Raw genomic sequence first — 19077 nt, 5'->3', positions numbered from 1 at the left:
GCATCACGCAAACGCCCCATGATTGGGGCGTTTTGCTATCCGTCTCCCCTGTAGGAGCGAATTCATTCGCGATGATTTGCCCCTACGACCGCCCCCAGTAGCGAGTAGAACGCCATGAACCACACCCGAGACACCATCGCCGCCGTCGCCACTGCCCAGGGACGGGGGGGGGTGGGCATCGTGCGGGTGTCCGGCCCACTGGCTGGACAACTGGCTCAGGCCATATGCCGCCGTGAACTCAAGCCGCGCTTCGCCCACCACGGTGCGTTCTACGCCGATCAGCAACTGACCCTGGACGAAGGCCTGGCCATCTACTTTCCCGGCCCCAACTCCTTCACCGGCGAAGACGTGCTGGAGCTGCAAGGCCATGGCGGCCCGGTGGTGCTCGACCTGCTGCTGCGCCGCTGTCTGGAATTGGGTGCACGCCTGGCTCGCCCTGGCGAATTCAGTGAGCGCGCCTTTCTCAACGACAAGCTCGACCTGGCCCAGGCCGAAGCCATTGCCGACCTGATCGAAGCCAGCTCCGAACAGGCCGCGCGCAATGCCCTGCGCTCGCTGCAGGGCGAGTTCTCCAAGCGCGTGCATGCGCTGACCGAATCGTTGATTCAACTGCGCATCTACGTCGAAGCGGCCATCGACTTCCCAGAAGAAGAAATTGATTTTCTCGCCGATGGCCATGTACTGAGCCAACTCGACAACGTGCGCGCCGACTTATCCACAGTGCTGCGCGAAGCGGGGCAGGGCGCCTTGCTGCGCGACGGTATGACCGTAGTAATTGCTGGTCGGCCCAATGCCGGCAAGTCCAGCCTGCTCAATGCTCTAGCCGGGCGCGAAGCGGCCATCGTCACCGACATCGCCGGCACCACCCGTGACGTGCTGCGCGAACATATCCACATCGACGGCATGCCCCTGCACGTAGTCGACACTGCCGGCCTGCGCGACACCGACGACCAGGTGGAGCGCATCGGCGTGGAGCGTGCCCTCAAGGCCATCAGCGAGGCAGATCGCGTGCTGCTGGTGGTGGACTCCACTGCGCCGGAAGCCGCCGACCCCTTCGCCCTCTGGCCTGAATTCCTCGAACAGCGCCCCGATCCGGCGCGGGTCACCCTGATTCGCAATAAGGCTGATCTATCCGGCGAGACGGTCGGGCTGAAAACCAGCGCCGATGGCCACGTCACCCTCAGCCTCTCGGCCAAATCTGCCGGTGGCCTGGAACTGCTGCGCGAACACCTGAAAGCCTGCATGGGGTATCAACAGACCGCCGAAAGCGGCTTCAGCGCCCGCCGCCGCCACCTGGAGGCGCTGCACCAGGCCGAGCAATACCTCGAACACGGTCGCAACCAGCTCACCCTGATGGGCGCCGGCGAGCTGCTGGCCGAGGATCTGCGCATGGCCCAACAGGCCCTAGGCGAGATCACCGGCGCTTTCAGCAGCGACGACCTGCTCGGGCGGATCTTCTCCAGCTTCTGCATCGGCAAGTGAAACTTGATGCAGCCGCGCACTCCCGTAAAGTAGAGCGCCTGATTCCCCTCTGACTGTGAAATCTGCGAGGTTCCTGTGACACGGATGTGGATGGTACGCGGTGAAGGCGGCAGCCTGTATGAAGCTTTCCGCGAGCACGGCGTCGCCGCCATCGGCTGGAGCCAGTTGGCTGCACAGGCCAAGCCAGGCGTTAGCCGCAAACAGTTGATTGCCTTGTACCAATCCATGGATCCCCAAGCCAAGCAAGGCCGGGTGATCTCTGGTGCCTCCCAGGTCTGGCGTTTCGTCAACGAAATACAGCCGGGTGATTGGATCATCACTTACTCGCCCGCCAACCGCCTGTACGCCGTCGGCAAGGTAACAGGCCCAGCCGAACACCAACCGCAAACGGCCGAACAAGGCATGGCGCTGGTGCGCAAGGTGCAATGGCAAACCCAGGAACTGGCGCGTGACAGCCTCGGTACGGCCACCAAGAACAGCCTCGGCTCGACTCTGACCTTGTTCGAAGTGCCTGCCAAAGCAGTCGCCGACGTGCTGGCAGCGCTCAAGGGCAAGCCCGCTGCCGTAAAAGAGGATGAAACAGAAGAAGTCATCGCTGACCCTCTGGCCGATATCGAATCGCAGGCACTAGAGCGCATCAAGGATCGAGTCAACGAGCTGGATTGGGAAGACATGCAGCAACTAGTGGCCGGCATCCTCCGCGCCATGGGCTACAAGACCGAGGTATCACCACGCGGCCCGGATCGTGGCAAAGACATCGTCGCCTCACCTGATGGTTTTGGTTTCGAGCACCCGCGCATCGTCGTCGAGGTCAAGCACCGCAACGGCAAGATGGGCAGTCAGGAAATCCGCAGCTTCCTCGGGGGTCGGCACAAGGATGATCGTGGTCTTTACGTCAGCACCGGCGGTTTCAGCAAGGATGCCCAGTACGAAGCCGACCGCGCTCCAATCCCCCTGGCCATGTGGACACTCGACCACGTGGTACGCACCCTCATCGAACACTACGACGCCACCGACGCCGAAACCAAACGTCTCGTCCCACTCAAGCGCCTCTACTGGCCCGCTTGAGCCCAAGGAACTGCACCGTGAACAGCACCGAACAACAGACCGAACGCTTCCTGGCCACCCTCGCCTCGCTTGGCGGCAGCGCGGGCAACCAGCGCCTGCAGGAAGCCATCGGCTGGCAAGACAGCACCTACCAGCGCATCAAACAACACCTGCTCGACGAAGGCCGCATCCGCACGGGCCGTGGCCGAGGCGGTTCGGTCGCCCTGAGTGAAGCCACTGCAGCCCCGGCAGCGCCCAAACCCAGCGCACCGGTCAAAGCCGCAGCGCCGCAAAGCGCAGACACCAAACCCGCACCGGTGACTGAACTGGACTACGCCGACAAGCTGTGGAAAACCGCCGACAAGCTACGCGGCAACATGGAACCCAGCGATTACAAGCACGTCGCCCTCGGCCTGATCTTCCTCAAGTACATCTCCGACGCCTTCGAGACACGTCATAAAGAGCTGCTCGAAGAAGACCCGCAAGCCGCCGAAGACAAGGACGAATACCTCGCCGACACCATCTTCTGGGTGCCCCGTGAAGCACGCTGGTCGCACCTGCAGGCCAACGCCAAGCAAAGCAGCATCGGCACCCTGATCGACGACGCCATGCGCGCCATCGAGAAGGACAACGAATCGCTCAAAGGCGTGCTGCCCAAGGATTACGCCCGCCCGGCGCTGAACAAAGTCATGCTCGGCGAGCTGATCGACCTCATCTCCGGCATCGCCCTCAACGAAAAAGGCGACAAATCCAAGGACGTGCTCGGCCGCGTCTACGAATACTTCCTCGGCCAGTTCGCCGGCGCCGAAGGCAAGCGCGGTGGCGAGTTCTACACCCCGCGCAGCGTGGTACGCACCCTGGTGGAAATGCTCGAACCCTACAAGGGCCGCATCTACGACCCCTGCTGCGGCAGCGGCGGCATGTTCGTGCAGAGCGAAAAGTTCGTCGACGAACACGGCGGGCGCATCGGCGACATCGCCATCTACGGCCAGGAAAGCAACTACACCACCTGGCGCCTGTGCAAGATGAACCTGGCCGTGCGCGGCATCGACAGCGACATCCGCTGGAACAACGAAGGCAGCTTCCACAAGGACGAACTGCGCGACCTCAAGGCCGACTTCATCCTCGCCAACCCACCGTTCAACATCTCCGACTGGGGCGGCGAACGCCTGCGTGACGACGTGCGCTGGGCCTACGGTACGCCGCCCGCCGGCAATGCCAACTACGCCTGGCTGCAGCACATCCTCCACCACCTCAGCCCCCACGGCTTTGCCGGCGTGGTGCTGGCCAACGGCTCGATGAGCAGCCAGCAGAGCGGCGAAGGTGAGATTCGCCAGGCCATGATCGAAGCCGGCGTGATCGACTGCATGGTCGCCCTGCCGGGGCAACTGTTTTACTCCACGCAGATCCCCGCCTGCCTGTGGATACTGGCCAAGGATCGCAGCAACGGCCTGGTGAAGAACAGCAAACTGCGCGATCGCCGTGGCGAAATCCTGTTTATCGACGCGCGCAACATGGGCGCCCTGGTCGACCGCACCCGCCGTGAACTGCACGACAACGACGTGGCCAGAATCGCCGCCACCTACCACGCCTGGCGCGGCGAAGCGGATGCCGGCCCCTACGCCGACATTCCCGGCTTCTGCAAGGCTGCCTCCCTCGACGAGGTGCGCAAGCATGGCCACGTACTCACACCGGGGCGCTATGTCGGCGCGGCCGCGCAGGCAGAAGACGGCGAGCCTTTCGAGCAGAAGATGCAACGCCTGGCCGCGCAATGGCGCGAACAACAGGCCCAGGCCGCCAAGCTCGATGCCGCCATCGAGCACAACCTCAAAGCCCTCGGATTCTGAGCGGAGGCCCAGCATGGCAGACGAAACCCTCGACCTGACCCCACTGCAGCGCGCCATCGAACGCCTGGACGAAGGCTGGAAGCGCTACCAGCAGGACATCAGCGATACGCAGATCCGCGATGGTCTGATCCAGCGCTTCGAGTTCACCTATGAAATCAGCCACAAGATGCTCAAGCGCCACCTCGAAGCCACCTCGGCAAGCCCCAGCGAGCTGGACGGCATCAGCTTTGCCGACTTGATCCGCAGCGGCAACGAACGCGGCCTGCTGCTCAGCGACTGGCAACACTGGCGGCGCTTTCGCGATATGCGTGCCAAGACCAGCCACACCTACGATGAAGCCATTGCCGTGGAAGTGGTGGCCAGCATTCCCGACTTCCAGCGCGAAGCGACCTACCTCCTCGAACAGTTGCAGGATGCCCAAGCGTGAGCGAACCCCAGATCGACATTCGCCCCGACCACTGGGCCATCGTCCGCGACATTCTCCAGCGCCATGTGCCGCAATATGCCGTGTGGGCCTTTGGCTCACGCGCCAAATGGACGGCCAAGGAATATTCCGACCTGGATCTGGCCATCATCACCGACAGCCCGCTACCGCTGGCCACCAGCGCCGCCCTGGCCGAAGACTTTTCCGAATCGGACTTGCCGTGGAAGGTGGATATCGTCGATTGGGCGGAAACCAGTGAGACGTTTAGGAAGATTATCGAGAAGGATCGAGTGGTGGTGCAGGAAGCTAATTCTCTCCTAACGCAATCGTTAAATACGATTTGCTCACTAATTGTCGACTGCCCGCATAGCACTCCTGCATGGACTGACTCCGGCTTCATAGTTCTTCGTAACCAGAATATAAAAAATGGCAAGCTTGACTTGTCATCACCTTCGTTCACAGATGAAACCCATTTTATCGGGCGTAATCGTCGTGCTAAGCCATCCTCTGGCGATATCGTGATTACACGCGAAGCACCAATGGGCGAAGTCTGCATGATTCCAAATGGGTTGGAGTGTTGCCTCGGACAACGACAAGTATTACTACGACCAGACCCAAAGATTGCTAATTCACGCTACGTTCTTTATGCACTGCAATCAGAAAGTGTTCAGCATCAAATCGGATGGAATGAGGGAACTGGATCTACCGTAAGCAATCTTCGCATCCCTGTCCTCGAAGCATTGCAGATTCCAATGAGGCCTCTTAAAGAACAGCACGCCATTGCCCATATCCTCGGCACGCTCGACGACAGAATCGAAATCAACCGGCGGATGAACGAAACACTGGAAGCCATGGCCCGCAGCCTGTTCAATTCGTGGTTCGTCAATTTTGACGCTGTTTCAGCGCACGGCATGCAGGAGTCAGAACTAAAGCCAATTCCTAAGAAATGGTCTTGGGAACCAGTCAGTAAATTGATTGAGTTCAACCCAACAGAGCCCCTGCGAAAAGGAATGCTTTCGCCTTACCTTGATATGGCAGCACTTCCAACCGTTGGTAGCTGGCCAGAACCTCCGATTTTAAGGGAATACAGCAGTGGCATGCGTTTTCGCAACGGAGATACGTTGCTAGCGCGCATTACTCCATGTTTGGAAAATGGGAAAACGGCTTTTATTCAATGCTTACCTGAAAATACTCTTGCCTGGGGATCTACCGAATTTATCGTTATGCGCCCGGTAAATCCGGTGCCAGCAGAATATGCTTATTTGCTGGCAAGGGATAAAGCATTCCGTAACCATGCAATCCAAAGCATGACAGGCACATCAGGACGTCAGCGCGTGCAAGCGGAATCGATTGCCCAGTTCAAGATTGCCTATCCGGATAATCCAGATGTATGGCTGGCATTTGCAAAAAGTGTTTCTCCATTGTTTAAAAGTATCAAAGCCAATGCAGAGTCGACCCAAGCCCTAGTCCAACTACGCGACACCCTGCTGCCCAAACTGATTTCCGGTGAAGTGCGTATCAAGGACGCCGAACGCCTGGCGGAGACGGCCTGATGGCTTTTCTATCCGAAGCCGCAATCGAACAGGGGCTGATCGAGCAGCTCGCCGCGCTGGGCTGGTCGGCTACCGGCGATGAGCTGATCGGCCCCGACGGCAAGACGCCGGAGCGCGATAGCCATGATCAGGTCATCCTCCAGCAGCGCCTGGAAAGCGCCGTGGCCCGCCTCAACCCGCATTTGCCGGACGAGCCACGCCAGGAGGCCGTGCGCAAGCTGACCCAGCACGAGCTGCCCAACCTGCTGGAAGAAAACCGTCGTATCCATCACCTGCTGATCGAGGGCGTAGACGTCGAATACTTCGCCGCCGACGGCCAGCTCACCGCCGGCAAGGTGCGTGTGCTGGATTTCGACAACCCCGCCAATAACGACTGGCTGGCGGTGCGCCAGTTGGTGGTGATCAGCGGCACGCACAAGCGCCGGCCGGATGTGGTGCTGTTCGTCAACGGCCTGCCGCTGGTGGTGATCGAGCTGAAGGCGCCAGGCAGTGCCGGGGCCAATATGCTCGGTGCCTTCAACCAGTTGCAGACCTACAAGCAGCAGATCGCCGCGCTATTTCGCAGCAACGCCGTGCTGGTCACCTCCGATGGCATCGCCGCGCGCATCGGCTCGTTGTCCGCCGATCTGGAGCGCTTCATGCCCTGGCGTACCCTCGACGGCACGCAGATTCTGCCCAAGGGCCAGCCGGAACTGCCGACGCTGATCGAAGGCGTGTTCGAGCCACGGCGCTTTCTCGACCTGTTGCGCTGGTTCACCGCCTTCGGTGAAACCGGCCAGGGGCTGGTAAAGATCATCGCCGGTTACCACCAGTACCACGCGGTCAACCTGGCGCTGGCCTCGACCATCCGCGCCACCTTCAGCGGCCAGACCGAAGACCCGGCCCATTACGGCTTGCCCAGCGTGCGCGAGCAGCCGCGCGGCGACCGCAAGGCTGGGGTGATCTGGCATACCCAGGGCAGCGGCAAGAGCCTGTTGATGGCCTTCTACGCCGGGCGCCTGGTGCAGCACCCGGCCATGCACAACCCGACGCTGGTGGTGCTCACCGACCGTAACGACCTGGACGATCAACTGTTCGCCACCTTCGCCATGTGCAAGGAGCTGATCCGCCAGACGCCGGTGCAGGCCGAGAGCCGCGAGGATTTGCAGCGCCTGCTGGCCCGCGCCAGTGGCGGGGTGATCTTCACCACCCTGCAGAAGTTCGGCGAGGTGGCCGAGCCGCTGACCCTGCGCGATAACGTGGTGGTCATCGCCGACGAGGCGCACCGCAGCCAGTACGGTCTGAAAGCCAAGATGGACAGGAAAACCGGCGACATCTCCTACGGCTTCGCCAAGTACATGCGCGACGCCTTGCCCAATGCCTCGTTCATCGGCTTTACCGGCACCCCCATCGAGGCCGCCGATGTGAATACGCCGGCGCTGTTCGGTAAATACATCGATGTTTACGACATCAGCCGCGCGGTGGAAGACGGCGCCACCGTGCCGATCTACTACGAATCGCGCCTGGCACGCATCGAACTGAACGAAGACGAGAAGCCCACCCTCGATGATGAAATCGAGGCGCTGTTCGAGGGCACCGATAGCGACGAAAAGGAAAAGCTCAAGGGCCGCGCCGCTGCCGTGGAGCGCCTGGTGGGCAGCGAAAAGCGCCTGGCACTGATCGCCCAGGATCTGGTCAGCCACCTGGAACAACGCCTCGCCGCGCTGGATGGCAAGGCCATGGCAGTGTGCATGAGCCGCGAAATCTGCGTGGATCTGTACAACGCCATCATAGCCCTGCGCCCGGACTGGCACAGCGACGACGATGCCCAGGGCGTGGTCAAGGTGGTGATGACCGGCACCGCCAGCGACGACAGCTCATGGCAGGTGCATATCGGCAACAAAGCCCGCCGCGATGCCCTGGCCCGTCGCGCCAAGGATCCACGCGACCCGCTGAAACTGGTGATCGTGCGTGACATGTGGCTGACCGGCTTCGACGCGCCGTGCATGCACACCCTGTATGTGGACAAACCCATGAAGGGCCACGGCCTGATGCAGGCCATCGCCCGCGTCAACCGCGTATTCCGCGACAAGCCGGCGGGGCTGATCGTCGACTACATCGGCATCGCGCAGAACCTCAAATCTGCCCTGGCGCAGTATTCGCCACGGGACAAGGAGAACACCGGCATCAACGAGGCCCAGGCCATCGCGCAATTGCTGGAGCGCTACGAGGTGGTGCGCGCCATGTACCACGGCTTCGATTACCTCAGTGCGCTGCACGGCACACCGCAGGAGCGCCTGGCGATGATGGCCGGTGCTATCGAGTGGATTCTCGACAAGCAGCAGCAATGGGCCGCCGCCGCAACCACCGAGGAAGGCAAAAAGGCCGCACACCGCCGCTACCAGGATGCCGTGCTGGCCCTGTCCAAGGCCTATGCGCTGTCTGCAGCCTCGGATCAGGGCGTGGCCATCCGTGAGGAAGTCGGTTTCTTCCAGGCCATCCGCGAGGCGCTACTCAAGAGCGCGAGCGGCTCGGGGCTGACCTCGCAGGAGCGCGACCTGGCCATCCGCCAGATCGTCAGCCGCGCCGTGGTGTCCACCGAGATTGTGGATATCCTCAAGGCCGCCGGCATCCAGTCACCGGACATTTCCATTCTCTCCGACGAGTTCCTCGCCGAAGTGCAGCAGATGGAGAAGAAGAACCTGGCCCTGGAAGCCCTGCGCAAGCTGCTCAACGACGGCATCCGCTCACGCAGCCAGAGCAACGTGGTGCAGACCAAGGCGTTCTCTCAGCGCCTGGAAGAAGCCATCGCCCGCTACCACGCCAACGCCATCACCACCGCCGAGGTGCTGCAGGAGCTGATCAAGATTGCCAAGGACATCCGCGCCGCCCGTGCGCGTGGTGAAGAGCAAGGCCTGAGCCCCGATGAAATCGCCTTCTACGATGCCCTGGCGGATAACGATTCAGCGCTGCAGGTGCTCGGTGATGACAAGCTCAAGCTGATTGCCCATGAGCTGCTGGTAAAGCTCAAGGACAACCTGTCGGTGGATTGGGCGCGCCGTGATGCGGCCCGTGCGCGCATGCGCGTATTGGTCAAACGCATCCTGCGCCACTACGGCTACCCGCCAGACCTGCAGGACGCAGCGGTACAAACCGTGCTGCAACAGGCCGAACAGCTCTCGTCCACCTGGACGCTGCCCGGCTATGCGGGCTCCATGTAGCTCGCAGAACATCTGCTGTGCATAACCGGCATCGCAATGATGCCGGTTGCTCGACATGCTTATCCACAGCTCCTTGTAGGCGCGAATTCATTCGCGATGCCTACTGTCTACGGTGCCCAACCCTATCGCGGATAAATCCACTCCTGCTGTCCGTGGGGCGTACCAGGCCGCGTTCCGTTCGCGAAGCAGTACAGCGGCATCTCAAACGAGCAGACTTGTTCATCAACGGCTACCCCCGCTAACCGACGTTGCCACGAAATGAGCGTGCGATTGCCCACTTCCTGTAGTCGGCAGGCTCTCCAGGCATGCGCAAAGCTCATGTCGATCAACGCCAACCACGCATTTCGTTGAGTTATTCAGGCCCAAATAAACCCTGTGGAAAACCGCCCCTGAACCCTGCCCATAACCCTATGACAAAGCTGGGCGTAACCATGCCTGTGGGTAACTGGCACTTCCATCCACAGTGGTTCAGCAGCTTTCTCAGTGGAAACGAGCAGGAACGACACAGGCTTATCATTCGCTGTACACCAATAACAGCAAGGGATACAGAGCTTTATCCACAGAAAGGCATGGCTATATACATAAACATAAAGAACAAGCTTTATAAAAATTCTCTCTTTCTATTCTTTATAAGCCTGAACGTATTTCTCGCAGAGCAGAGGGTGATCAGGTGCGAGCTTCGTGAGGCAGGTCAGAGCTGACCGGTTGGCTATTTTTTGTGCAGAAGGCTTCATTCAAGACAACGAAGTCCCTATACTTGCCGCCTTTCTGAAAACCCCCTTCTCAACAGGCACGAGGTGCGTGGTGGATTTCCCTTCCCGTTTTGACGTGATCGTGATCGGCGGCGGTCATGCCGGTACCGAAGCAGCTCTAGCTGCAGCACGCATGGGCGTGAAGACCCTGCTGCTTACCCACAATGTCGAGACCCTTGGCCAGATGAGCTGCAATCCGGCTATCGGCGGTATCGGCAAGAGCCATCTGGTCAAAGAAATCGATGCACTCGGCGGAGCCATGGCCACGGCTACCGACAAAGGTGGCATCCAATTCCGTATTCTCAACAGCCGCAAAGGCCCGGCCGTTCGCGCAACGCGTGCCCAGGCTGACCGCATTCTGTACAAGGCAGCGGTGCGCGAAATTCTGGAAAACCAATCGAACCTGTGGATTTTTCAACAGGCAGCCGATGACCTGATTGTGGAAAACAGCGAGGTCAAAGGCGTGGTTACCCAGATGGGGCTCAGGTTCCATGCGGACTCCGTGGTGTTGACCACAGGCACGTTCCTCGGTGGACTTATCCACATTGGCCTGCAGAACTACTCCGGTGGCCGTGCAGGCGATCCGCCTTCCATCGCCTTGGCTCATCGTCTGCGTGAATTGCCGCTGCGCGTTGGTCGCTTGAAAACCGGCACTCCACCACGCATCGATGGGCGCAGTGTGGATTTCTCGGTGATGACCGAGCAGCCAGGTGATACGCCGACGCCGTTGATGTCATTCCTCGGCAAGCGTGAGCATCAGCCGCAACAAATCAGTTGCTGGATTACCCACACCAACGCCCGTACTCACGAGATCATCGCCGCCAACCTCGACCGTTCGCCGATGTACTCCGGCGTGATCGAGGGCGTCGGCCCGCGCTACTGCCCGTCGATCGAAGACAAGATCCATCGCTTCGCCGACAAAGACAGCCATCAGGTGTTCATCGAGCCGGAAGGCCTGACCACTCATGAGCTGTACCCCAATGGCATCTCCACGTCGCTGCCGTTCGATGTGCAACTGCAGGTGGTGCGTAGCATTCGCGGCATGGAGAACGCGCACATCATGCGTCCCGGTTATGCCATCGAATACGACTACTTCGACCCACGCGACCTCAAGTACAGCCTGGAAACCAAAGTAATTGGCGGGCTGTTCTTCGCCGGCCAGATCAATGGCACCACGGGTTACGAAGAGGCCGGTGCGCAAGGCCTGCTAGCCGGGTGCAACGCCGCCCTGCGTGCCCAAGGCAAAGAGCCCTGGTGTCCGCGTCGTGATGAGGCCTATATCGGCGTGCTGGTTGATGACCTGATTACGCTCGGCACTCAGGAGCCGTACCGCATGTTCACCTCGCGTGCCGAATACCGGTTGATCCTGCGCGAGGACAACGCCGACCTGCGTTTGACCGAGAAAGGCCGCGAGCTGGGCCTGGTGGATGATGAGCGCTGGGCCGCCTTCGAAGCCAAGCGCGAAGGCATTGCGCAGGAAGAACAGCGCCTGAAGAGCACCTGGGTGCGTCCGGGCACGCCGCAGGGCGATGCCATCGCTGCACGCTTCGGCACGCCGTTGGCGCATGAATACAACCTGCTCAATCTGCTGGCTCGCCCGGAGATCGACTACGCCGCATTGGCTGAAGTGACCGAAGCCCCGGCTGTGGATAACCAGGTCGCCGAACAGGTCGAGATCAAGACCAAGTACGCCGGTTATATCGACCGTCAGCAGGACGAGATCGCCAAGCTGCGTGCCAGTGAAGACACCAAACTGCCACAGGATCTGGACTACAGCGCCATCTCCGGGCTGTCCAAGGAAATCCAGTTCAAGCTGAACAACACTCGCCCGGCCACTCTTGGCCAGGCTGGTCGCATTCCTGGCGTAACGCCGGCGGCGATTTCCCTGCTGCTGATTCATCTGAAAAAGCGCAGTGCTGGGCAGAAGCTGGAGCAGAGCGCCTGATGTCGGTTACTCAACGTCACGCCGAAGAACTGCTGCAGGGCGCTCGTGAGCTCGGCATAGAACTTACCGCCCAGCAGCAGGAGCAACTGCTCGCCTATCTGGGCCTGTTGATCAAGTGGAACAAGGCCTACAACCTCACCGCGGTGCGTGATCCCGACGAGATGGTTTCACGTCACCTGCTCGACAGCTTGTCGGTGGTGCCGTTCGTCGCCGAGCGTGGGGATAACTGGCTGGACGTCGGCAGTGGCGGCGGTATGCCCGGTATTCCGCTGGCGATCATGTTCCCCGAGCGACGTTTCACGCTGCTGGATTCCAACGGCAAGAAGACCCGTTTTCTCGTTCAGGTGAAGCTGGAGCTGAAACTCGCCAACCTTGAGGTTGTCCACAGCCGGGTCGAAACGTATCGACCTGAGCAGGCGTTCGACGGTATCAGCTCACGGGCCTTCAGCAGCCTGCAGGACTTCAGCGACTGGACGCGCCATCTCGGTAACGGTGACACCCAGTGGCTGGCAATGAAGGGCGTACACCCGGATGACGAGCTGCAGGCGTTGCCAGCGGACTTCACTCTCACTGCGACTCATGTGCTGCGGGTTCCCGGTTGCCAAGGTCAACGCCATCTGTTGATACTGCGTCGCTCGGTCTAAGGGGAATGAAGATGGCCAAGGTATTCGCGATCGCCAATCAGAAAGGCGGCGTCGGTAAAACCACGACGTGTATCAACCTGGCTGCTTCTCTGGTGGCGACCAAGCGCCGCGTGCTGTTGATCGACCTCGACCCGCAGGGTAACGCGACCATGGGCAGCGGCATCGACAAGCATGGCCTGGAGCACTCGATCTACGATCTGCTGATCGGCGAATGCGACCTGAGCGAAGCCATGCAGTTCTCCGAACATGGTGGTTACCAGTTACTGCCGGCCAACCGTGACCTCACCGCAGCCGAAGTCGCCCTGCTGGAAATGAGCATGAAGGAGAGTCGCCTGCGCTCGGCGTTGGCGCCAATTCGCGAGAACTACGACTTCATCCTCATCGACTGCCCGCCGTCGTTGAACATGCTGACCATTAACGCCCTGGTTGCCGCCGATGGCGTGATCATCCCCATGCAGTGCGAGTACTACGCACTCGAAGGGCTGTCGGATCTGGTCAACAGCATCCAACGCATCGGCGCACTGCTCAATCCTAATTTGCAGATCGAAGGCCTGCTGCGCACGATGTACGACCCGCGCATCAGCCTGACCAACGATGTCAGTGCTCAGCTCAAGGAGCACTTCGGCGACAAACTATACGACGCCGTAATCCCGCGTAACGTGCGCCTTGCCGAGGCTCCAAGCTTCGGCATGCCGGCGTTGGTCTACGACAAACAATCCCGTGGAGCCATCGCCTACCTGGCCTTGGCTGGCGAGTTGGTACGCCGTCAGCGTGCCGCCGCGAAAACCGCTACCGCTTAAGGAACATCGCATGGCTGCGAAGAAACGAGGTCTGGGTCGAGGTCTGGACGCCCTGCTAGGCGGCAATACCGTCAGCGCATTGCAGGAAGAGGCCGCCCAGGTCGACACCCGCGAACTGCAATACGTGCCGCTGGAACTGATCCAGCGTGGCAAGTACCAGCCGCGTCGTGACATGGATCAGACCGCGCTGGAAGAGCTCGCCGCCTCGATCCGCGCCCAGGGTGTGATGCAGCCCATCGTGCTGCGGCCCATCGGTGGTGGGCGTTTCGAGATTGTCGCTGGTGAGCGTCGTTGGCGTGCCAGCCAACTGGCCGGCCAGGACAAGATCCCGGCCATGGTGCGCGAGCTGCCGGACGAGGCCGCCATCGCCATGGCGCTGATCGAGAACATCCAGCGCGAGGATCTCAACCCGATCGAGGAAGCCGTCGCCTTGCAGCGCTTGCAGCAGGAATTCGAGCTGACCCAGCAACAGGTTGCCGATGCCGTCGGCAAGTCGCGTGTCACCATTACCAATCTGCTGCGCCTGATCGCCCTGCCTGAGGAGATCAAGACCCTGCTCGCCCATGGCGACCTGGAAATGGGCCATGCCCGTGCATTACTGGGTTTGCCCCTCGAACAGCAGATCGAAGCTGCGCGACACGTTGTCGCACGTGGTCTCACTGTGCGTCAGACCGAAGCCCTGGTGCGCCAGTGGCTCTCCGCCAAACCGGCGCCGACCAAAGCCAAGGCCGACCCGGACATTAGCCGCCTGGAACAGCGCCTGGCAGAGCGTCTGGGCTCGCCAGTGCAGATAAAACACGGTGCTAAGGGCAAAGGCCAACTGGTGATCCGCTACAACTCCCTCGATGAATTGCAGGGCGTACTCGCGCATATCCGCTGAAACAATTCGCCACACCTGACCCTGTAGCGCATGGTCGGAAATCACTACCTAGCAGTTGAACGGGGGGAATACGCCCCCTATACTCTGCGCGCAATTTTGTTGGCACTTTTTATGCCAATTCATTGAGTTAAAGCAGTCGATAGTCGAGGGCATCAGTTGATGGAACGCCGCATGCCAAAGCGCTTGCCCTTCCATCGTCTACCGGTTTTTCCGGTGCTGGTGGCTCAAGTTTTCGTCCTGTTGTTCGCTGCTGCACTGGTCTGGCAATGGCAAGGTCGTGTGGCAGGTTATTCGGCACTGTTGGGGGGCATGATTGCCTGGTTGCCGAATCTGTATTTCGCCCACAAGGCGTTCCGTTACAGCGGGGCGCGGGCTGCTAGGGAAATCGTCCGTTCTTTTTATGCGGGCGAAGCGGGAAAACTGATTCTGACGTTCGTGCTCTTTGCACTGACGTTTGCGGGCGTGAAGCCACTGGCGGCACCGGTTTTGTTCGGTGTCTACCTGTTGACCCTGATGGTTAGCTGGTTCGCCCCGCTGCTGATAACGAAATTTTCAAGACCTTAAAGCGTTCGAGGCAAATAATGGCAGCAGAAACCGCTTCGGGTTACATCCAGCACCACCTCACCAATCTGACCTATGGTCAGCACCCGGTGAACGGCTGGAGTTTCGCCCACACCGCACAGGAAGCCAAAGAAATGGGCTTCTGGGCCTTCCACGTAGACACCCTGGCGGTGTCGGTGGTTCTTGGCCTGATCTTTATCGTTCTGTTCCGCTTGGCGGCGCGCAAAGCCACTTCGGGTCAGCCCAGTGGTTTGCAGAACTTCGTCGAGGTGCTGGTCGAGTTTGTCGATAGCAGCGTCAAGGACACCTTCCACGGGCGTAACCCGCTGATCGCCCCGTTGGCCCTGACCATTTTCGTCTGGGTCTTCTTGATGAACTTGATGGACTTGTTCCCGGTTGACTGGTTGCCGAAGCTGGCCGCCACTATCGCGGGCGATCCTCACCTGTACTTCCGTGTGGTACCGACCACTGACCCGAACGCTACCCTGGGCCTGGCCCTGTCGGTGTTTGCCCTGCTGCTGTTCTACAGCGTCAAGGTCAAAGGTATTGGCGGCTTCCTCGGTGAGCTGACCCTGCACCCGTTCAGCAGTAAGAACATGGCTGTGCAGGCTCTGCTGATTCCGGTGAACTTCCTGCTTGAGTTCGTCACTCTGATCGCCAAGCCGGTTTCCCTGGCTCTGCGACTGTTCGGCAACCTGTATGCCGGTGAGCTGATCTTCATTCTTATCGCCATCATGTTCAGTGGCGGCATGCTGCTGGGCTCGCTGGGTGGTGTGTTGCAGGTGGCGTGGGCCATCTTCCACATCCTGATCATCGTGCTGCAGGCGTTCATCTTCATGATGCTGACCATCGTTTACCTATCGATGGCGCACGAAGATAACCATTAAGGCGCGCTAAGGTTCCGCGGCGCCGCTCAGGCGGTGCCTGCCAGGACAAGCCCTTACTGCCCGTGGGCATGAGGGATGCTGTAAACAAACGATTTCGCTTTACCGCTTCAACAAAAACCTTAACCAATACGACTGTAAGTCGGGAGGAAAAATGGAAACTGTAGTTGGTTTGACCGCTATCGCCGTTGCACTGCTGATCGGCCTGGGTGCCCTGGGTACCGCCATCGGTTTCGGTCTGCTGGGTGGCAAGTTCCTGGAAGGCGCTGCGCGTCAGCCGGAAATGGTCCCGATGCTGCAAGTTAAAATGTTCATCGTCGCCGGTCTGCTCGACGCCGTGACCATGATCGGTGTTGGTATCGCACTGTTCTTCACCTTCGCGAACCCCTTCGTTGGTCAAATCGCAGGCTAATTCACTCGTTTTCGAGTGAATTGGTGTGACGGACAACGAACGAGCGAGGTGTTGGCGTGAACATTAATGCAACCCTGATAGGCCAGTCCGTTGCCTTCTTCATCTTCGTGCTGTTCTGCATGAAGTTCGTATGGCCTCCGGTCATTACGGCTCTGCAGGAACGTCAGAAGAAGATCGCAGACGGCTTGGACGCTGCCAACCGCGCGGCTCGTGACCTGGAGCTGGCCCACGAAAAAGTGGCCCAGCAACTGCGCGAAGCCAAAGGTCAGGCTGCGGAAATCATCGAGCAAGCCAATAAGCGCGCTGCTCAGATCGTCGACGAAGCCCGTGATCAGGCCCGTGTCGAAGCTGACCGTGTGAAGGCTCAGGCTCAGGCCGAGATCGAACAGGAAATCAACGGCATCAAAGACGCCCTGCGCGCCCAAGTGGGTGGCCTGGCAGTCAGCGGTGCGGAGAAGATCCTGGGCGCATCCATCGACCAAAACGCGCATGCGGAGCTGGTTAACAAACTGGCAGCCGAAATTTAAGCGAGGGCGCGATCATGGCAGAACTGACCACGCTGGCCCGACCTTACGCTAAGGCTGCCTTCGAGCACGCCCAGGCCCACCAGCAACTGGCCAATTGGTCAGCCATGCTCGGCCTGGCTGCAGCGGTGTCGCTCGACGACACCATGCAGCGCGTGCTCAAGGCCCCGCGTCTGACGAGTACAGATAAGGCCACCGCCTTCATCGAGGTGTGTGGTGATACGTTCGACGCCCAGGCACAGAACTTCATCCACGTTGTTGCTGAAAACGATCGTCTGGCCCTGTTGCCGGATATCTTCGCCCTCTTCGAGCTGTACAAGGCCGAGCAGGAGAAGTCGATCGATGTGGATGTCACCAGTGCCTTTGCATTGAACGACGAACAGCAAGACAAACTCGCCAAGGTTCTCAGTGCACGGCTCGGTCGAGAAGTGCGTCTGCACGCCGCGGAAGATGCCTCCCTGATAGGTGGTGTTCTGATCCGCGCCGGCGACCTGGTAATCGATGGCTCAGTTCGCGGCAAGCTCGCGAAACTGGCCGAAGCATTGAAATCTTGAGTTTGAAGGGGCAGCAGAGCTATGCAGCAACTCAATCCTTCCGAAATTAGTGAAATCATCAAGGGGCGCATCGAGAAACTCGACGTCGCCTCCCAAGCGCGCAACGAAGGCACCGTAGTATCGGTTTCCGATGGTATCGTGCGTATCCACGGTCTGGCTGACGTCATGTACGGCGAGATGATCGAGTTCCCAGGTGGCGTCTACGGTATGGCGCTGAACCTGGAGCAAGACTCCGTCGGCGCGGTTGTGCTGGGTGCTTACACCAGCCTGGCCGAAGGCATGAGCGCCAAGTGCACTGGCCGCATCCTGGAAGTCCCGGTTGGTCCGGAACTGCTGGGCCGCGTGGTCGACGCACTGGGTAACCCGATCGACGGTAAAGGTCCGATCAACGCTCAGGAAACTGACGCCGTTGAGAAGGTTGCTCCGGGCGTGATCTGGCGTAAGTCGGTCGACCAGCCGGTACAGACCGGTTACAAGTCGGTTGACGCCATGATCCCGGTAGGCCGTGGCCAGCGCGAGCTGATCATCGGTGACCGTCAGATCGGTAAGACCGCCATGGCTGTCGACGCCATCATCAACCAGAAGAACAGCGGTATCCGCTGCGTCTACGTCGCCGTTGGTCAGAAGCAATCGACCATCGCCAACGTCGTGCGCAAGCTGGAAGAAGCGGGCGCTCTGGCCAACACCATCGTGGTTGCCGCTTCGGCCTCCGAGTCGGCTGCCCTGCAGTTCCTGGCTCCGTACGCCGGTTGCACCATGGGCGAATACTTCCGCGATCGCGGTGAAGACGCCCTGATCGTGTACGACGACCTGTCCAAGCAGGCCGTTGCCTACCGCCAGATCTCCCTGCTGCTGCGCCGTCCGCCGGGCCGCGAAGCTTATCCGGGCGACGTGTTCTATCTCCACAGCCGTCTGCTGGAGCGCGCTTCCCGCGTTTCCGAAGAGTACGTCGAGAAGTTCACCAACGGCGCCGTGACTGGCAAGACCGGTTCTTTGACCGCTCTGCCGATCATCGAAACCCAGGCCGGTGACGTTTCCGCGTTCGTTCCGACCAACGTGATTTCGATTACCGACGGTCAGATCTTCCTGGAATCGGCCATGTTCAACGCAGGTATCCGTCCGGCCGTCAACGCCGGTATCTCGGTATCGCGCGTAGGTGGTGCTGCCCAGACCAAGATCATCAAGAAGCTCTCCGGTGGTATCCGTACCGCTCTGGCTCAGTACCGTGAACTGGCGGCTTTCGCCCAGTTCGCCTCTGATCTGGACGAAGCCACCCGCAAGCAGCTTGAGCACGGTCAACGTGTTACCGAACTGATGAAGCAGAAGCAGTACGCGCCCATGTCGATCGCCGACATGTCCGTGTCTCTGTACGCTGCCGAGCGTGGCTTCCTGACCGACGTGGAAGTGAGCAAAGTTGGCGCCTTCGAAGCAGCTCTGTTGGGCTACTTCAACCGTGAGCTGGCCGATCTGATGGCCAAGATCAACGTCAAAGGTGACTTCAACGACGAAATCGACGCGGGCATCAAAGCCGGTATCGAGAAGTTCAAAGCCACCCAAACCTGGTAAGC

At 60.0% G+C, this 19077-nt stretch carries 16 protein-coding genes; all 16 read left to right on the top strand.

Annotated features, from left to right (window positions below; all coding sequences use genetic code 11):
- Nucleotides 1-114: 114 nt before the first annotated feature.
- Nucleotides 115-1482, top strand: a complete 1368-nt coding sequence (gene mnmE, locus AERO9A_RS21855) for a tRNA uridine-5-carboxymethylaminomethyl(34) synthesis GTPase MnmE (RefSeq protein ID WP_159973983.1) — start codon at nt 115-117, stop codon at nt 1480-1482.
- 75 nt (nt 1483-1557) lie between these two features.
- Nucleotides 1558-2550: a restriction endonuclease gene (locus AERO9A_RS21850; protein ID WP_178111168.1), complete on the top strand. Its 993-nt coding sequence runs from the start codon at nt 1558-1560 to the stop codon at nt 2548-2550.
- A gap of 17 nt (nt 2551-2567) precedes the next feature.
- Nucleotides 2568-4376 carry a class I SAM-dependent DNA methyltransferase gene (locus AERO9A_RS21845; protein WP_218580152.1) on the top strand — a complete coding sequence of 603 codons (1809 nt, stop codon included), beginning with the start codon at nt 2568-2570 and terminating at the stop codon, nt 4374-4376.
- A 13-nt stretch (nt 4377-4389) separates the two neighbouring features.
- On the top strand, nt 4390-4803 hold the full coding sequence (locus AERO9A_RS21840) for a nucleotidyltransferase substrate binding protein (RefSeq protein ID WP_159973981.1): 414 nt from the start codon (nt 4390-4392) through the stop codon (nt 4801-4803).
- Entirely contained in the window at nt 4800-6353 is a 1554-nt protein-coding gene (locus tag AERO9A_RS21835; RefSeq protein WP_159973980.1) for a restriction endonuclease subunit S, read from the top strand. The genes AERO9A_RS21840 and AERO9A_RS21835 overlap by 4 nt, the downstream gene beginning before the upstream one ends.
- On the top strand, nt 6353-9553 hold the full coding sequence (locus AERO9A_RS21830; RefSeq protein ID WP_159973979.1) for a type I restriction endonuclease subunit R: 3201 nt from the start codon (nt 6353-6355) through the stop codon (nt 9551-9553). The genes AERO9A_RS21835 and AERO9A_RS21830 overlap by 1 nt, the downstream gene beginning before the upstream one ends.
- 804 nt (nt 9554-10357) lie before the next feature.
- Nucleotides 10358-12250 (top strand): tRNA uridine-5-carboxymethylaminomethyl(34) synthesis enzyme MnmG, encoded by a 1893-nt coding sequence (mnmG, locus tag AERO9A_RS21825; RefSeq protein WP_159973978.1) that lies wholly within the window; start codon nt 10358-10360, stop codon nt 12248-12250.
- Nucleotides 12247-12894, top strand: coding sequence for a 16S rRNA (guanine(527)-N(7))-methyltransferase RsmG (gene rsmG, locus AERO9A_RS21820; protein WP_178111199.1), 648 nt, complete (start codon nt 12247-12249; stop codon nt 12892-12894). Before mnmG ends, rsmG begins: the two co-directional genes overlap by 4 nt.
- A gap of 11 nt (nt 12895-12905) precedes the next feature.
- Entirely contained in the window at nt 12906-13694 is a 789-nt protein-coding gene (locus tag AERO9A_RS21815) for a ParA family protein (protein WP_159973976.1), read from the top strand.
- A gap of 10 nt (nt 13695-13704) precedes the next feature.
- A complete protein-coding gene (locus AERO9A_RS21810) occupies nt 13705-14574 on the top strand; it encodes a ParB/RepB/Spo0J family partition protein (protein ID WP_159973975.1) in 870 nt (289 codons plus the stop codon).
- Between the two features lie 159 nt (nt 14575-14733).
- Nucleotides 14734-15138 (top strand): F0F1 ATP synthase subunit I, encoded by a 405-nt coding sequence (locus AERO9A_RS21805; RefSeq protein ID WP_159973974.1) that lies wholly within the window; start codon nt 14734-14736, stop codon nt 15136-15138.
- A gap of 17 nt (nt 15139-15155) precedes the next feature.
- Nucleotides 15156-16022: a F0F1 ATP synthase subunit A gene (gene atpB, locus AERO9A_RS21800; RefSeq protein WP_159973973.1), complete on the top strand. Its 867-nt coding sequence runs from the start codon at nt 15156-15158 to the stop codon at nt 16020-16022.
- 151 nt (nt 16023-16173) lie between these two features.
- Nucleotides 16174-16431, top strand: a complete 258-nt coding sequence (gene atpE / locus AERO9A_RS21795; protein ID WP_003097235.1) for a F0F1 ATP synthase subunit C — start codon at nt 16174-16176, stop codon at nt 16429-16431.
- 56 nt (nt 16432-16487) lie between these two features.
- Nucleotides 16488-16958 carry a F0F1 ATP synthase subunit B gene (locus tag AERO9A_RS21790; RefSeq protein WP_159973972.1) on the top strand — a complete coding sequence of 157 codons (471 nt, stop codon included), beginning with the start codon at nt 16488-16490 and terminating at the stop codon, nt 16956-16958.
- A 14-nt stretch (nt 16959-16972) separates the two neighbouring features.
- Nucleotides 16973-17509: a F0F1 ATP synthase subunit delta gene (locus AERO9A_RS21785; protein ID WP_159973971.1), complete on the top strand. Its 537-nt coding sequence runs from the start codon at nt 16973-16975 to the stop codon at nt 17507-17509.
- Between the two features lie 21 nt (nt 17510-17530).
- The gene (gene atpA / locus AERO9A_RS21780) at nt 17531-19075 is read left to right on the top strand and encodes a F0F1 ATP synthase subunit alpha (protein ID WP_159973970.1); all 1545 of its coding nucleotides are present in this window, start codon (nt 17531-17533) and stop codon (nt 19073-19075) included.
- Nucleotides 19076-19077 lie beyond the last annotated feature (2 nt).

Origin of the sequence: Pseudomonas sp. 8Z (assembly GCF_902506535.1) — a bacterium.
Lineage (GTDB): Bacteria > Pseudomonadota > Gammaproteobacteria > Pseudomonadales > Pseudomonadaceae > Aquipseudomonas.
The sequence above is the reverse complement of the archived record's forward strand: the minus strand, read 5'-3'. Positions and strand labels throughout refer to the sequence as shown.

Excerpts from the sequence above, each read along its gene's own strand:
- mnmE (WP_159973983.1), top strand. The coding sequence starts at position 115 with ATGAACCACACCCGAGACACCATCGCCGCCGTCGCCACTGCCCAGGGA.
- atpE (WP_003097235.1), top strand. The coding sequence starts at position 16,174 with ATGGAAACTGTAGTTGGTTTGACCGCTATCGCCGTTGCACTGCTGATC.
- AERO9A_RS21840 (WP_159973981.1), top strand. The coding sequence starts at position 4,390 with ATGGCAGACGAAACCCTCGACCTGACCCCACTGCAGCGCGCCATCGAA.
- atpB (WP_159973973.1), top strand. The coding sequence starts at position 15,156 with ATGGCAGCAGAAACCGCTTCGGGTTACATCCAGCACCACCTCACCAAT.
- AERO9A_RS21815 (WP_159973976.1), top strand. The coding sequence starts at position 12,906 with ATGGCCAAGGTATTCGCGATCGCCAATCAGAAAGGCGGCGTCGGTAAA.
- AERO9A_RS21810 (WP_159973975.1), top strand. The coding sequence starts at position 13,705 with ATGGCTGCGAAGAAACGAGGTCTGGGTCGAGGTCTGGACGCCCTGCTA.
- atpA (WP_159973970.1), top strand. The coding sequence starts at position 17,531 with ATGCAGCAACTCAATCCTTCCGAAATTAGTGAAATCATCAAGGGGCGC.
- AERO9A_RS21785 (WP_159973971.1), top strand. The coding sequence starts at position 16,973 with ATGGCAGAACTGACCACGCTGGCCCGACCTTACGCTAAGGCTGCCTTC.
- AERO9A_RS21830 (WP_159973979.1), top strand. The coding sequence starts at position 6,353 with ATGGCTTTTCTATCCGAAGCCGCAATCGAACAGGGGCTGATCGAGCAG.
- AERO9A_RS21805 (WP_159973974.1), top strand. The coding sequence starts at position 14,734 with ATGGAACGCCGCATGCCAAAGCGCTTGCCCTTCCATCGTCTACCGGTT.